This window comes from Veillonella absiana (assembly GCF_032970865.1).
Classification (GTDB): Bacteria; Bacillota; Negativicutes; order Veillonellales; family Veillonellaceae; genus Veillonella; species Veillonella absiana.
This window is the reverse complement of record NZ_JAWJZB010000004.1, coordinates 159,587-175,800: the sequence shown is the minus strand read 5'-3', so window position 1 is coordinate 175,800 and position 16,214 is coordinate 159,587. Positions and strand designations below refer to the sequence as shown.

The window sequence follows — 16,214 nt, the reverse complement described above, 5'->3', positions numbered from 1 at the left end:
CGTCTCCTCCTTAACGGCAGTTCAAGATTTCAGCAATATGCATAGCCTTGATGCGACGATTGATAACGCCTTCTTTATGAAGACGATCAAGCATACCAGCCATGTTCATCAAACAAGCTTGGTCAGAACCAACGACAACGTTAGCACCAGTACCAGCGATTTCCATTGCTTTTTCACGACTCATTGCTTCAGACAATTCGGCATTTTTCACGGAGAAAGTACCACCGAAACCGCAGCAACGATCTTTGCGAGGAAGATCAATAAGAGTCAAATCTTTTACGTTAGATAGTAATTTGAATGGAGGTTCTTTAATCCCCATCAAACGAGTAACATGACAAGATGTGTGATATGTAATTGTCTCGTTGAAACGAGCGCCTACATCTTCCACACCCAATACGTTAACGATGAAATCTGTAAATTCATAGATTTTACCGCTCAAACGATCTGCGCGTTCCAACCATTCTGGTTGATCTTTAAGGAAGTGATGATATTCATCACGAATCGCAAATGCACAAGAACCAGACATACTAACTACATAGTCAGCATTTTCGAAGCATTCGATAGTGTTCTTAATAGCGCCCATAGCCGCTTCATTATAACCAGAGTTAGTAAACATCTGACCACAACATACTTGCTTCTTAGGAACTGTTAACTCACAGCCTAAGTTTTCAAGTACGTGTACACCAGCCATACCAACATGTGGGTAGAACATGTCAATCAAACACTGTTGGAAAAAATGAATTTTCATTTTAACACCCTCAACTTTTCTAGTACTTACCTTAAAAATATAATTGAAACGGAAAAATCCGTCCGACTTCTAACCATCTAAAGAAAGAGTACTGTTTCTCTAGACTATTCGCTTATAATTATAAAAAAGATACGCATAAAAGTCCAAACAATTGCTATATTGGCAAAACTCTAGGCTTATGATGTATTGTTATTACAAAAAGTCATTCATAAATGCAATTATATATATATCATTTTTTTTGATATCACTTTATAACTTCACCATTTCAATACAAACAAGCATTTTTGAGAATCTATATCATTTAACCATTTTCATTTATTACGGCTATAACTTTTACTTTTTCTATAATTTCAAAGTGGTCCTGCTATTAAACCGTCAAAAAATACATTAGATTTGCCTATATATTACTTTTACTTATAGTAGTGATATACCTGTAAAAGTGATATAATTTAGAGTATATTAATACAGCTTGAAAGGAGTCTATCATGAAAATTTCCAATTTATCTCTAGCCCTTACTCTTGCAATTACTTTAGGAACTACATTTACAGTAGCCCATGCAGAAACTGCAAGTACATCTAATACGCCATATGCTTACGTTAAAGATACTGATGCTATAGCAAAAACAGCAACACCTGTAACATTGTCCAGCATCAAAGCAGACCCTACGGCTACAACAATGCAAGACAATTCTACTGAAACAGTTTCTAATGAAAGCCAAAATAGTACTCTAATAGCTGCACAAGCAGCAACGTCTACAGCTACATCCACTATAGCTAACGAAAACTCAACTACTGTAGCAACTACAGAAAAAGTAACAGCAGATACTAAAACAGCTGCAAAAGCTACAGCACCACTTATCAAAAAAGAAGATCTACCAGCTGGCGTATATACAGACACATTATCCCATTGGTCTAGAACACCAGTTCAATACATGAGTAATAAAGGGTATATCTCTGGATTTTCTGACGGTTCATTCCAACCTAATGAACCAATTACACGTGAACAAGTAGCTGCTATTTATAGCAAAATCTTGAAATCAAAAGTATCCGAAAAAGAATTATCCAAGCTAACCACAAAGGCACAAGATGTGACTTACTCTGACGTAACTAATGATCAATGGTCTGCAGAACCTATCACATTAGTTAGCGCAGCAGGCATAATGGAAGGTACCTCTAAAACAAACTTTAAACCAGCCGAAACATTAACTCGTGAAGAATTTGCAGTAACTGCTGCAAATCTCGCAAAAGAGTTGAACCTAAAAAGTAAAAGTAAAGTTGATAAAGTAACATTCAAAGATGGTGCTAGTATCAATAAATCCGCTAAAGCGTCCATCGATACATTAGCCCGAGAAGGTTTCATTGCTTCTGGTGATTCCGTAATGTTCCGTCCTACTGGTGAAATTTCTCGCGCTGAAGCCAGCACCATCTTGTACCGTATGGTGAGCAATAATCCAATCAAAGTAAGCGAAAAAACTACCGCTGATGGCGCTAGCACAGCAACTGTAGCAGAAACGACAAATCCAGCTAAAGTTGATAATATGACAGATTCAACTAACACAACTGCTACCCCTACACAAAGTACTTCAAAATCCACAAAAGCTACCACAGTTGCTGCATTAACAGAAAAACAACAAGTATCATTAGAGGACAAAGTATTCACTGAGCTCAACAAATTATATAAAACGCCTGAAGATTTCCAAAAATATGGCGTAATGTATTGGAGAGATAACACATTGCATGTGGCCTTGAAATCTGATACAGATATCGCAACAACCCAAGCGAACCTAGCAAGCCGCAACGATTCCACTATCAACAAATACGTTTTTGTTGAACCATCCCAATATAGTCAATTAGAATACGATACTATCGATTCTAATTTCCGAAAATACTATGCAACACATGAAAAAACTGGTCAAATTTTAGCAACGTTCCCAGATGTAGAAAATAATCAATTATACGCCGTTGTATCTACAGCGACTGCTACTACACAACAAAATGTTGTAAAAGCATTCGGGGACAAAGTAAAAATGTCCGTTAAACATTAATGGAGCTCAACTATGAAGTTATATTCCTATAAGACAGCAGCAATCCTATGCACATTAGGATTGCTCGGTTCTACGTCTATTGCCATAGGGGCTCAAGTAGGCTCCTACGGTGATATAAAAACTACACTCACACCAAATCACTCTATCCAGGATGTACGTCCCTATATTTTTTCTGATGTTCCTGCTGATTTTTGGGCAGCTACCTCTATTGCGGTTATGACAAAGGAACATGCTATCAATGGTTATTCCGATGGCACATTCAAACCAGATCAACCGTTAACACGTGAAGAAGCGGCAGCCTTATTCGCCAATATCATAGGGGATACACCAACAGTAATGTTATCTAGTTCCTTTAACGACATCACATCTGACCGTTGGTCTGCTCTAGCTATCGAATCAGTAGCCCAGAAAAATATTATCAGCGGTTATGGTGATAATACCTACCATCCTGAAAAATATATGTCCCGCCAAGAATTTGCTGTAGTCGCTGACAATTATTTACACTATTTAGGCTACACTACGGATGACCCTACTATTCTTGATGACTATGCATACGGTGACCAAAAATTCGTTGCCCCTTGGGCACAAGATGCGGTGCGTGAATTAGCTAGTTTTGGATTCCTTATGTATGATAAACACTCTTTATTCAATCCTGAAAAATACATCACTCGTGCGGAAGCTACAGAAATCACATTCCGTATGACTCATACAGAGCAGGCATTAGCCTTCCAAAACACACTATATAAACAAAAAACTGAAAATAATGCTGTTACAATGATTAATAAGGCTCTCGGTTATGATGGGGACTTTACAAAATTCCGTAATAATGGCGCTATGTTCTGGAATAATGAAAAACTCTATATCACCGCTACTAATACGAAGGACGTAAAAAAATTGACTGATGCACTATCAGGTGATTCCGTGCTTTCAAAAACAGCAGTGGTCAGCCAAGGCAAGCATACACAAGCTTATTTTGATGAATTACAAAACCAAGCAACTGATTTGTACTCATCCCTTGAACCAAATGGTAAGGTTTTATCTGTTGTGCCTGATTTAACGGCATCTACCCTCACTATTACAGTTGACGAATTATCTTCCAATACTGAAAGTGTCGTAACAAAACAATTTAACAAGCAAGTATTAATTCAATTACCACCTATGGATCAATCTAAATGGAGCCAACCAATCCATTTTCCATTAAACCGTGGTGTAGATTTACTAAAATAATATAACGTAATAAAGGGCGACCCCAGAGACATTCTCTGAGGTCGCCCTTTTTCATACAATCATACAACAGTTCTGTTACAACACTTGCAGATAGACATCTACACTGACTGTTTCCCCACAATCAATAAGATAGTATTCAATTATTCACTACAACGATACCATTACCCGTTATAAACAACGTTAATTATTTCACTGTTTTCCCAGTGACACCACTAATAGCATCCTTATTACGCAAATCTCCCACTGGCACATATACTGTACCTGCGCTGTGCGGTGTGACATCTTCTTGTTGCAGAATCATCACAGTTTGATTACCTTCTACCACATAGAATTCACTAGGCACTTTTTCCACGCCGGTGAAAGCACTGCCTAATTGTGTTTTTACATCAGCATTATTGTCAATTGCTTGATTCAACTCTGTAGCGTTAATACCACCCATATCATAGAGAGATAATTGACGCCCAGTTGTAGTATTGAATGTAAAACCTTTCACGTAATTTACACCGTTAGCCGCTTGATCTTGAATCATATAAGAGTGAATCAATAGACTCAAAATACCCTCGCTATCACGTTTTACATCATAGTACATGATAACATTAGTTTTATTTTCTTCAGTACTATTCAATTTTTCTACATTATTTTGGACTTTAGATACATATTTTTTTATAGTATCATTAATGTTTTTCTCCACAATACCACTTACAGAGGTTACTGTAGGAAATACGATATCCAAATGGTCCGTCACGGCCTCAGTAGAGGATATACCAACTTGTTTACGCTCAAAGTAAGCATTTGCATCGGGTGCCACTACTGATTTAACATCACGCACCGCACGACCAGCCACATCACGCATCATACGATTTTGTTCAGGGCTAGCTGTACTAGATACCCGATATGCTAAAGAATTATGATCTGCATATTGGAACGTACCTTCATCAGCTGGCGCTAAAGCTTTTAACGCTGCCTCTTGTGCATCTTGTTCTGCTTGTTCCTCAGGGGTTAGTTCTTTAGAATTAGCAGTACTTTTTTTTACACTTTTTACTGTATCTGTACCTTTAGATACAGAGGCATCAGTATTAATAGTACTTCCAGATGCTTCTGTATTAATGGTACTTCCGTCAATAATTGGAATAATGTACCCATCTTTCGCAACAGGCACAGTGTCTGCACTAGCAACGAACACACTAGCGGATAACGCTGCTAGAACGCATAATGTAACAGTCTGTTTTAATCTCATGATTTTACCTCATTATTTCTCTTGTTCTTCTTTCATAGCAAGAGCTTCTGCTTTATCGAATTTATGAGTTACTACAAGGCGAATCATATAAATAGCCACTGCAACAAATGCTGCAAGGCCAAGCCATTCAGCAGTGCTTTCAAATTCAGGACCTACTAAGGATAGAGGTGCTTCGCTACCGCCGGAAGTAACTGATAATACAATAATAACAGCAATAATAACACCAATCAAGCTTTCACCAACGATTAGGCCAGACGCAAACAATACACCACGACGGTTAGATTGTTCCACATCAAGATCTGCTAATTCACCACTGCGTTGACGAGCTTGTTGTACAAGGTAACGACCTACGAAGTAGCTGATTACAGAACCCATAACTAGAGGCATTTCCAATGTTGGTGGCAAGTAAATGCCCATGCCAATAGCTAATGGTGGCAAGGAAAGTGTAGCTGTAGTGCTTTTTAGAATTAAGTTTACAATAATTGCAACGATACCAACGCCAACGCCAATCAAGATATATGTCCAGTCAAGACTAGAGCTGAAGATACCTTGTGCGATTGTTGTCATCAATGTAGCTTGAGGCGCAGATAATGCTTGAGCAGCATCCATTTCTGCACGAGGCATAGCACCTGTAAAGCCATACGCTTGATACAACAAATTAAGAACTGGAGCAATGGCAACGGCGCCCACAACGCTACCAATTAATAATGCTACCTGTTGTCTCCAAGGAGTAGCGCCAACTAATTGACCAGTTTTCAAATCTTGTAGGTTGTCGTTAGAGATTGCCGCAATACATACAACTACGCTAGTCATGAACAAAGCCATAGCTGTTGCAAATTGTACACCTGCTTGTGTAGCAAATAAATCATTTGCTGTAGCAATACCATATACAACCAAAGAAGAAATAATGATACCAAGAATACCGATACCAGAAATTGGGCTCGCACTTGTACCAATCAAGCCAGCCATGTAACCACAAGCTGCAGCTACGAAGAAACCGATTAATAAAGCAATAATAATCCCAACAACTACTAATGTCCACATTAAACCTGCGCTAATTGGAACTGCGCTAACAAAGGAATAGAAACATACAACTAATCCTAAAATAATTGCGATGAATACACCAAGAACTGTTTTTGGTGTCATGTCTGTATCCATACGATGTGTATCGCGATCTTCAGCACTCATATTCATGTTTTTCACAGAAATTCTCATGCCTTCTACGATTGGTTTAGTTAATGTTAACAAAGTCCAAATCGCTGCAATACCAATTGTACCAGCACCAATAAAGCGTACTTTAGATTTCCATACGGACATAGCGAATTTTGTTGCGCTATCACCATCCATAGGAAGGATATTTGTTAAATATGGTACAAAACCGCCCCATGCGATAATCATACCAATCAAGATTGCGATACCACTGGCAATACCGATCAAATAACCAGCACCCAATAACGCCATAGAAAAGCCCATAGGGAATTGAGTTGTACCTTTACCTACTGCAAACCAGAAACTTGTTTCAGCAGCTAATACACGGAAACCGTTCGCGCATAAACTAATAAAACCTGCAATTAAACCACCGTTAACGATATCACGCATACCAGAAGAAGATTTACCGTCTACTTCGTCGCTGTGGCTACCTACTTTCAAAATTTCTGCTGCTGCACGACCTTCAGGATATGGTAAATCACTATTAACTACCATCGCACGACGCAATGGGATAGTGAATAATACCCCTAAACAACCACCACACGCGCAAAGCATAAAGGTTTGCCAGAATGGGAATCCTTGCCAGTAACCAAGCATTAATAGACCTGGTAACACAAAGATTACCGCAGACAGTGTACCCGCTGCTGATGCTTGTGTTTGCACCATGTTGTTTTCTAACACGTTAGAATCCTTGAAGAGTCGAAGGATTGCCATTGAAATAATGGCTGCCGGAATAGAGGACGAGAACGTCAACCCTACCTTCAAACCTAAGTATACGTTGGATGCTGTAAAGATGACTGTAATCAATACACCTAATAGCATGCCACGCATCGTAAGCTCCGGCAAATGAAGATCATGGCTCGTAAAGTCATGTTTCATAGAACTTACCTCCTCGTATAAATATATGGACACTATAATTTTATATCACTGCATGTTAATTGACAATACATTTTTGTCTTTTCTGTGTATACACAATTATTTATTTGTATTGTATACACATACATCCATTAGTAGTGTACATTTTATATATTTACTTTTTTAATAACCTATCTGCATATGAAACAAGCATTATATGAAAACAGGATGCAGCGTTACATTGATACATATAGTGCAACTCACAGGACTTATCACGCTATATATCATATATAGTAGGATAGACATACCTATTAAAACCTCAGATGAACAAACAGAAAGCATCCTCGTACAGGCCTTGTACGAGGATGCTTTCTGTTCATTATGCAATTATTTCTTATTCGCCATACATCTTTTTAATGATTTTTAGTAAGCCTCGTATGGCAAACCACATTGCAACTACCTCTACAGCTTCAGGAACAGAGATAGGAGTTTCTAATTCAGCCTTAATACTTCCGATCCGCCTCTTTAAACTGCACAATGGTAATTTCCCGAGGACAGTCTACTCGAACAGGGTACCAATGGCCGGTGCCATTATTAACATAACCTTGAGACTCGCCATCAGAGTATCGCCCTTTCCAGTACGGCGTACCAACGGGAACTAAGCTTTGACCACCGATAACAATCTGACCACCATGAGTATGACCGGATAGGGTCAATGGAATTTTACGAGCAAAGGCTTCTTCAAAGAATTCAGGATGATGCGCCAAGAGAATGACAAAAGCATCCTTTGGAATGCCATTCAAGGTTTCATCGAGAATCAATTCACGATTGGATTTTTTACGTTTCAAATCATAATCAACGCCAGCAATATAAACTGGGCGCGGACCATCAAAAATTTTAACATGCTGATTCACGAGCACACGCATTGGCGTTTTTGTACGGAATGTTTCCAAAATGAGCGGTGCATCGCGGAAATATTCATGATTACCGATAATATAATCGATACCATCAGGGACTTGTTTAGCAAAATCTTTTATCTTTTCAGACAATTCTGGGAGCCAGTCAATTTTATCAATCAAATCACCTGTGATGACAACCCGGTCCGGCTTTTCTTTCAAAACGAGATTCACAATGATGTCAAAATCGTCCAAATCGATACATGGACCTAAATGAACATCGCTAATTTGCGCGATTTTATAATGTCGCAACGCATTCGGCAAATTTTTGTACCTGAACGTTTCATGAGTGACCTTAATTTCACTTTGCCCTCTGAAAGCGGCATAAGAGGCACCCCCGATGGTAGCTGCAGGAATAGCCACTGCTGCGGTTTGGAAGAATTTACGACGGCTAGAACCCATCTCAGGTTCGACAGATTTACTATTTCGATTAACTAGCCATTGTATACCCAGCATTACAAGTAATACAGGTATAGCAAGCAATATACCCATCATAAAACCATACGTCTCCGTACGGAGTAATTGTAATGGTAAGTAACTGCTCGTACCAAACAGTTCCACTTGATTGATAATAAAATGTCGCATGGATACACCGAGTCCAATCACCACTACAATATAGCCAAGCCACCACCATATTTTCTTTTCAGGCTGCAGGAGTTTTAACACCAAGTACCAAAACCCTGTCAATCCTCCTACCACTATCAAAACGATGACCACATTAAAAATCATGCGGATCGTCATTGCGTCTAATGTCATTTTATTTCCTTTATTTACATAATTCAGTTAACTTCCCGTGCGGACCCGCCCAAGTATATGTAGCAAACTCTAATCGTGGTAAAAGCATGTAATCAGCAGGTAGCTTTGTTTGAATAGCAGCAATCTGTTCCGCATCAGAACCACGCCAGATAAGAGTCCCTTGATAAGTCTTCATCTCCCATTTCCGATGAGAGAACACATGGGTTAATTCACGAACCATCGTTGAATCTAGTTTTAGTTCAAAACCTAACGCACCTAATAAATCCTTTAACTGACTTTCACCGGCAGAAAAATCAGAGGCCTCCGCAGAAGGGAATTCCCACATGGAGCGGAGCAAACCCGTGTTGGGCCGTTTATGCAGCAAATAGTAATCACCTAGCTGCACCAAGCCCACCACGAGAGGAATGGTAATGGATTTTGTTTTCTTGATACGCACCGGTAAATCAGCAGTAGTGCCATTGGCATAGGCCTCACAGCTGGAGTTGATAGGACAATCACTGCAACGTGGAGATTTCGGAATGCACAGGGATGAACCAAAGTCCATCAAGGATTGATTAAAATCGCCTGGTCGATCATGCGGTAATGTTTCCTCCACGAGAGCGGTTATTTTTTTCTTGCCCACCGCACCAAGGATATCATCATTAATATTGTATAATCGCGCGTAGATGCGAAGCACATTGCCATCTACGGCCACCTCTGGCAAATTATAGGCCATAGACAATACCGCGCCCGCCGTATAGGCACCGACGCCCTTGAGGGATTCCATAGACTTGCGGTCCATGGGCACCACGCCACCATAATTTGACACCACCTCTTGCACGCCAAGGCGCAAATTGCGAGCCCGGCTATAATAGCCTAGACCTTGCCATGCATGAACTACCTCGTCCTCACTGGCCTCAGCCAGCGCCTCAACGGTAGGAAACAGTTGCATCCAGTTGTCATAATAGGGCTTCATCGCCTCAATGCGAGTTTGCTGGGACATAACCTCGGACACCCAAATTTTATAAGGGTCCCCCACGCCACGCCAAGGCAAATCGCGTTTATTCACATCATACCAATCAAGCAACCGCTGAACCCACTTGGGCTCCTGCGCTGCAGTGTTAGTTTTGCTCACTATAAATCCTCTGTATTTTCTTCTATATACGCATCGATGCGGGCCACGAGTTCGCTCTCCATGACCTCATCGACGATATTTAATTTCATCAAATCCACGCCAGAATTATCGCGATCAAACGCAATAATTCCCACTAATTTATCACCCTTGAGTAGCTGCGGAATCCATTCGCGATCCCCGGACCACATATGCTCGTAGGGAATTTCATCTATTGGAATCCATCGTGATTCCATTTCATCTGTTTCTTTCACATCTCCTGTGAAAGTCCGCACAACATAAGTGTAACTAATATGTGTCAACGTCTCATCAAAAGGGAATTGGAAGTCAAAAAGAGCTACACATTCTAAATCCTGTGGGTTCGCCACGAGACCAGATTCCTCATATAATTCGCGCACTGCACATTGTCGGAACGTTTCTCCAGGCTCGATTTTACCACCAAAACCATTATATTTCCCTTGTCCAAATCCACGTTTTTTACAGCCTAACAATATTCGATTATGTTCATCTATCGGAAAAACCAAGGTTGTAGGTCTCATAGTGCCTCCTAAAAATTATGCTTACTATTCATTATATATCTATTTATTTCTATACGCTATCCATAATAGAAAGTATTTAGTATTCCAATTTCAGCTAATACTATTCAATTTATTTCATACTAAATTTCGCCTTTCATCACCGCGAAACCAGTTATTTATGGTATTATTAAAGATAGACATTAAGTTTTTATGATACAAATTTGTGAGGTACTATGAACGAACCATTGATATTTGATATCGCTCTTGGACGTACAAAACCTTTTAATATGACAAATTCTGCCATTCGCTGTCCCTTTTGCGATGTAGAAAATTTAACAAATATATTGGATAAAAAAGGCCATATGATTTGGCTTATGAATAAATACCCAGTTCTAAAAAATACTTGGCCCACGCTAATCATTGAAACCGATGATGATCAAGGTGAATTCTCCCTATATTCTCATCAAGAAGCGACAAAAATTTTAAGCTATTGCATAAAAAAATGGCAAGAAACCATGAGTTCTAAGGAGTTTAAATCGGTTTTACACTTCAAAAATCACGGCCCTATGTCCGGTGGATCTATTCGCCATCCGCATAGTCAAATTATAGGATTGCGCGATTATGATTATCGTGAAGATGTAATGAGCCAACATTTTGAAGGCTGGCTTATGTACGAGGATCAGGATGTAACAATAACACTATCTCAAAAACCATTAATTGGATTTTTTGAGTATAATATCCGCTTCAAACCACTTGCCTCTCGTAGCCAAGTTACATTGCGCCTACAGCAAACCTTGCAATATTTGCTCAATACCATGGCAAAGCGTTCCCAATCATACAATTATTTCTTTTACAACATCGAAGATGGATATTATTACATTAAGGTTGTGCCGCGCTATGTAACGACACCACTCTACGTAGGTTACAAAATCGTCCAAACTTGCGACGATGCGCGCGCGGAACTCATCAAACAAGAGCTCAATACTTATTTAAAATAGCAGAATATCTTTTTGCTCCAAAATTATAAATATATTATTTTGTGCTAAATCTGGTTGGTGTTAATCTGAATTCAACCTAGATCATGGCATTTACCTACGAGGTTTTTATGAAAGTTTTTGCCATCGGCGATCTTCATTTATCTGGCAATCCGCCGGCAAAACCGATGGATGTGTTCGGCCCCCATTGGAGCAATCACTGGGAAAATATTCAGAAAGATTGGCGTAGCCGAGTGACAGATGAAGATATCGTCTTTATTGTAGGCGATATTTCTTGGGCCCTTCGCCTAGAACAAGCCCTCTTTGATTTACAAGAGATAATGGCCCTTCCCGGTCAAAAATATATGATTCGTGGTAATCACGATTATTGGTGGTCTAGCGTCAAAAAAATGGACACAGCTACGAATAAGGGCATTGCATTTTTACAAGGCCATAGCGTAATTGTACCATTTACAAGTAATGCTAGTGTATTCACTAATTCCGCAAGTGATGCTAGCGTACCTGACAATTTAGAGACGCGCTCCATACCTATCTCAAGCGGAGGAACTATTGCCTTTGGCGGTTCTCGTGGTTATCTCTGTCCTAACGATTCTGCCTTCAAGGAGGAGGAGGACCGTTCCATTTACGAACGAGAACTCATGCGTACCGAGGCTGCTCTTCAAGAAATGGGCGATACAGATATGAAGATTCTCTTACTACACTATCCCCCATTCAATGATTGTAACGAAGCCTCTGGCTTTACGGAATTAATTGAAAAATATAATGTAAAGCACTGTATATTCGGCCATTTACATGACCAAATATCTTTTAAACGTATCGTATCTAATTGGGGCGACACCCAGTTACATCTCGTATCCGCCGATTATATGAATTTCACATTGAAACAGATTTTATAACACTTGTGCTATTAGATTAAAATTCATAGTGCAAACTACTATTTAAACACATTCTAGGAGACCCCATGAGTCGCATTCACCAAGAACATCTACAAGCTGGCTATATCTTTGGCGATCCAGCGAACCAAGAATATATTTACCTCCCTGCCGGCGAAGTCAGTGCGGAGAATCCTCTCGCCGTTATGGAATCCCCAAAAGGTCGTGTAGACTTAACACTACCTGAGGCCATTCACATGATTGATAAACTCACACTGAAACGTTGTGAACACCCTACATTAGGGAAAAAATCCTTTTAATACAACAAAGCCACTGATTCGGTTTTATCCGGTCAGTGGCTTTATGTATTATATTTAAGTTATGCAAAGCATTTATTACGCTCATTTAATGATGACCCCAATGAGCGGATACTCACCTAAACGGAAACTATTATCCTAGGAACCCGCCATGTCCCATGGCAATGCAATCCTCTTTTGTAATTTCATCATCAGCAATAAGTCGTGGCACCAATGCATCAAAGGCACTTGGTTTGCTGAACAGAACGCCACCAGGTACGCCTAGAATTGGTGTACCATCTGCAGCGTAAGCGATGCACACCATGGAACCAGGCAATACTGGCAATCCATAGGTTACAACGCGTTCAGCGTATCGGGAGATGGCGCCAGGTGTTAAATCATCAGGATCTACACTCATCCCTCCAGTACAAAAAATAATATCAGCTCCAGCGGCTTTCACCTTTTCAATGGCCGCTACGATATTATCCGTATTATCCATTACGATTTCGTGGGCGATTTTTGTCACACCGTATGGGGCGCAACGCTCTTCAATAATGGCCGTGAAAGCATCTTTAATACGTCCTTCAAATACTTCAGAACCGGTGGTGACGATACCCATTGTTTTACGAACAAAAGATTTTACATTTAAAATCGGTTCTTGATTCCAAATCTTACGAGCATCTACTACTTGTTCTTCCTCTAATAATAAAGGAATACAACGCATACCAGCTAATTTTTCGCCGGCTTTCACAGGAGAATTATTTAATTTTGTAACTATCGTCAATTCGCCGATGCTATTGATGGCATGCAAACGGTCCACATCAACCTTGAGCAAGCCGTCCACATCAGCAATGGCCTCGAGTTTACCTTGTGCCATATCGCTAGCATGCATATTAGATCCTGCAGCGATATCGAATAGAGCACGAGCCACGTCCTCCTCATGGAGATAGCCCTCGTCCTCTGGTTCCATAATATAAATATGCTCCTTACCCAAATCAAGCAAGGCTGGAATATCTTGTTCTGTAATGACATGACCACGACGGAACGGCGTGTCCTTCACCTCGCCAATCACAATACGCACAATATCATGGCACAGTGTTTGCCCCACTGCGTCTTGCACTGCAATTTGTTTCATAATAACCTCGCTATTCTATAACACTGCTCGGGTGATTAAAATCCCCACCCAACAGAGCAGTAATCCACCTATTAGTTGTATGCCACCATACATCAGTGCCTGTCCATATTGACCACCTAATAATAAATCCAATAATTCAAAGGCAAATGTAGAGAACGTCGTAAACGCCCCTAGACCACCTGCTACTAGCAAGAATCGAATCCATTCTGGCCAGTCCGGTCGCAATATATAAGCACCTAAACATAATCCAATGAGCAAACATCCTATTAGATTAACGGCCATCGTTCCATACGGAAATGCTAGGCCTATTTTGTGCATCACACCTTCGCTAACATAGACCCGAAGTATAGCACCTAATGCACCACCGAGAGCAATGGCTAAAAATTTTTCCATAAAATTGTACACTTTCCACAAAAAGTATTGCAAATAAATCAAATTTTTGCATTTTTAGGGGTATTTTTGCATAAAATATGCTCATTTTAGACAAACTACTGATTAGACCCTAACGCACTATCTCAGTATACTATATTTACACAGAAGCATATAGATGACAAAGAAAAAACAACGCATGATTCAAAACAATTGTAACGCACCATGGTAATCATTATTAGATTCAAGGAGGTTCAGTATGACAAAACCAAGTTTATCTTGCCCATATTTAAAAACAACCACCTATCAAACACCGGAAATGAAATTAAAATACCTTTGCTTGGCTCGTAAAATTTCTGCACTCCGCATGGCTGCAGCGCTTACACAAAAAGAACTTGCTAAGCAAGTAGGCATCAGCCGGAGCTATCTTAGCAAGTTAGAGTCAGGTGTTGGTATACCTGGAATTTCTATTGAAGTATTATTTAAATTAGCTGATGCTCTCGATGTAGACACCGGTCAATTATTACAGATTAAGAGCCGTGACTATAAAGTCTGTGAAACCTATATGATTGCTCAGTATACAAAACATTCTAGACAACATAAAAGCCCCGACTAAAGTCGGGGCTTTTATGTTTGAGAAAAAAGAGAGAGAACATTTGAATGCAAATCAAATGTCATGGGGCTTTAGGGGATTGCCCCAGATATACTAGGAAGTATATCCAAAGAGAGTATAGCACAAATAAAATGTCCTTGTAAAGAGTACTTATTAATGAGTTTTACAAATAAACATATTTATGTAACTAATTAATACATGTTTTTTACAACTAATTTTATACTTATAAAACTATATATAATCTACATCATTCTTTTTAATTATATTTAATTACATTTTTGCATAAATCTACATTTGTCCACTGTTAAAAAACATAAAAATGATTTTCTATAGAAATCTTACTAAACATAAAATATCTTTGTAAAACTACTACAAATTATAGAATAGATCTAGACTCCATAAATGAGGATATAATGCGGGGCCCATAAAATTATAATTCGGTTTTAGCTTCTTTAGCCCTTTCCGCAATTTCAGCAGTCGCCTTCTTAAACACAAAGGCATTCCGAATATGTAAACGCATAGCTGCTTCTGCAGCTTCACCATCATGATTTTCAATAGCTTGGATAATGTGATCATGCTCATCATCACATTCGCGCGTACGGCCAGAATTAAAAGAGCTGATGTACATATCACGGTTTACACGTTCGCGGAAATCAGCTAGATAATCTACTACACTATCATTTCCAGAGATTGTAGAAATCATAGAGTGGAAACGACTATTCACTTCTACACGTTCTCTTGCATCTTCGATACTATGCATCTCAATTGCTAATGTTTTTAACTCTTCAATTTGTTCCTCTGTAGCACGTTCAGCACAAAGGCGCGCACCTAAGCCTTCCATTACTTCGCGGCATTGGTACAAGGCAACGATTTCTTCTGGGGTATCACCTTTTACAGTTACACCTTTCCAAGGCACGATAACAACGAGGTTATCCTTTGCCAACTTACGGAATGCTTCACGTACTGGCGTAGCACTCACTTTTAATTGTTCTGCGATTTTTACTTCGTTCAACTTTTCTGTTGGTTGAAGATCACCTCGTAAAATAGCTTGCTTTAAGGTGATATATACTTGCTCACTTAATGGTAAACGTTCAATAGAATCTACTGCTTGTAATTTATACGCTTCTTTTTTAGCCACAATAATCGCTCACTTCTATCTAATCTAGACAAATGAAATTTACTATACTTTTCCGCTTTCACTAAATGTGGAATACAGGTATAATATAAGGGGTAAGTATGTGCTAGAGGATATCTAAAACATCTATATGTGCA

The 16,214-nt window shown here is 39.5% G+C and carries 15 protein-coding genes; 6 read left to right on the top strand and 9 right to left on the bottom strand.

The window, feature by feature from the left end; genetic code table 11:
• Positions 1–10: 10 nt before the first annotated feature.
• Positions 11–748: a (Fe-S)-binding protein gene (locus RVY80_RS04590; protein ID WP_317329797.1), complete on the bottom strand. Its 738-nt coding sequence runs from the start codon at positions 746–748 to the stop codon at positions 11–13.
• A gap of 485 nt (positions 749–1,233) precedes the next feature.
• Here RVY80_RS04590 and RVY80_RS04585 point away from each other — a divergent pair, with 485 nt between their 5' ends.
• Together RVY80_RS04585 and RVY80_RS04580 are read left to right on the top strand one after the other, a co-directional pair.
• Positions 1,234–2,793: an S-layer homology domain-containing protein gene (locus tag RVY80_RS04585; RefSeq protein ID WP_317329796.1), complete on the top strand. Its 1,560-nt coding sequence runs from the start codon at positions 1,234–1,236 to the stop codon at positions 2,791–2,793.
• Positions 2,794–2,805: 12 nt separating this feature from the next.
• Positions 2,806–4,020: an S-layer homology domain-containing protein gene (locus RVY80_RS04580; protein ID WP_295193891.1), complete on the top strand. Its 1,215-nt coding sequence runs from the start codon at positions 2,806–2,808 to the stop codon at positions 4,018–4,020.
• Positions 4,021–4,204: 184 nt separating this feature from the next.
• Here the strand turns inward: RVY80_RS04580 and RVY80_RS04575 are convergent, their stop codons facing one another.
• From RVY80_RS04575 to RVY80_RS04555, 5 genes are all read right to left on the bottom strand, one after another.
• Complete coding sequence (locus RVY80_RS04575) at positions 4,205–5,257, bottom strand: polysaccharide deacetylase family protein (RefSeq protein WP_317329795.1); 1,053 nt, start codon at positions 5,255–5,257, stop codon at positions 4,205–4,207.
• Between the two features lie 12 nt (positions 5,258–5,269).
• Positions 5,270–7,345 (bottom strand): OPT family oligopeptide transporter, encoded by a 2,076-nt coding sequence (locus tag RVY80_RS04570; RefSeq protein ID WP_295188353.1) that lies wholly within the window; start codon positions 7,343–7,345, stop codon positions 5,270–5,272.
• Between the two features lie 479 nt (positions 7,346–7,824).
• Complete coding sequence (locus RVY80_RS04565; protein ID WP_317329794.1) at positions 7,825–9,033, bottom strand: metallophosphoesterase; 1,209 nt, start codon at positions 9,031–9,033, stop codon at positions 7,825–7,827.
• 10 nt (positions 9,034–9,043) lie between these two features.
• On the bottom strand, positions 9,044–10,147 hold the full coding sequence (mutY, locus tag RVY80_RS04560; protein ID WP_317329793.1) for an A/G-specific adenine glycosylase: 1,104 nt from the start codon (positions 10,145–10,147) through the stop codon (positions 9,044–9,046).
• Entirely contained in the window at positions 10,147–10,683 is a 537-nt protein-coding gene (locus tag RVY80_RS04555) for an 8-oxo-dGTP diphosphatase (protein WP_317329792.1), read from the bottom strand. The genes mutY and RVY80_RS04555 overlap by 1 nt, the downstream gene beginning before the upstream one ends.
• 212 nt (positions 10,684–10,895) lie before the next feature.
• Here RVY80_RS04555 and RVY80_RS04550 point away from each other — a divergent pair, with 212 nt between their 5' ends.
• The 3 genes from RVY80_RS04550 to RVY80_RS04540 all read left to right on the top strand — a co-directional run bounded on the left by RVY80_RS04550 (position 10,896) and on the right by RVY80_RS04540 (position 12,849).
• Positions 10,896–11,660 carry a DUF4931 domain-containing protein gene (locus RVY80_RS04550; RefSeq protein ID WP_317329791.1) on the top strand — a complete coding sequence of 255 codons (765 nt, stop codon included), beginning with the start codon at positions 10,896–10,898 and terminating at the stop codon, positions 11,658–11,660.
• 107 nt (positions 11,661–11,767) lie between these two features.
• Complete coding sequence (locus RVY80_RS04545; RefSeq protein WP_317329790.1) at positions 11,768–12,553, top strand: metallophosphoesterase; 786 nt, start codon at positions 11,768–11,770, stop codon at positions 12,551–12,553.
• A 65-nt stretch (positions 12,554–12,618) separates the two neighbouring features.
• Entirely contained in the window at positions 12,619–12,849 is a 231-nt protein-coding gene (locus RVY80_RS04540) for a hypothetical protein (protein WP_295188365.1), read from the top strand.
• A gap of 130 nt (positions 12,850–12,979) precedes the next feature.
• Here the strand turns inward: RVY80_RS04540 and RVY80_RS04535 are convergent, their stop codons facing one another.
• Positions 12,980–13,960, bottom strand: coding sequence for a molybdopterin-binding protein (locus RVY80_RS04535; protein ID WP_295188367.1), 981 nt, complete (start codon positions 13,958–13,960; stop codon positions 12,980–12,982).
• A 15-nt stretch (positions 13,961–13,975) separates the two neighbouring features.
• Entirely contained in the window at positions 13,976–14,353 is a 378-nt protein-coding gene (crcB, locus tag RVY80_RS04530; RefSeq protein WP_317329789.1) for a fluoride efflux transporter CrcB, read from the bottom strand.
• A gap of 235 nt (positions 14,354–14,588) precedes the next feature.
• Here crcB and RVY80_RS04525 point away from each other — a divergent pair, with 235 nt between their 5' ends.
• Positions 14,589–14,945, top strand: a complete 357-nt coding sequence (locus tag RVY80_RS04525) for a helix-turn-helix domain-containing protein (RefSeq protein WP_295188371.1) — start codon at positions 14,589–14,591, stop codon at positions 14,943–14,945.
• A 427-nt stretch (positions 14,946–15,372) separates the two neighbouring features.
• Here RVY80_RS04525 and RVY80_RS04520 read toward each other — a convergent pair whose 3' ends face one another.
• Complete coding sequence (locus RVY80_RS04520; protein WP_317329788.1) at positions 15,373–16,080, bottom strand: GntR family transcriptional regulator; 708 nt, start codon at positions 16,078–16,080, stop codon at positions 15,373–15,375.
• Positions 16,081–16,214 lie beyond the last annotated feature (134 nt).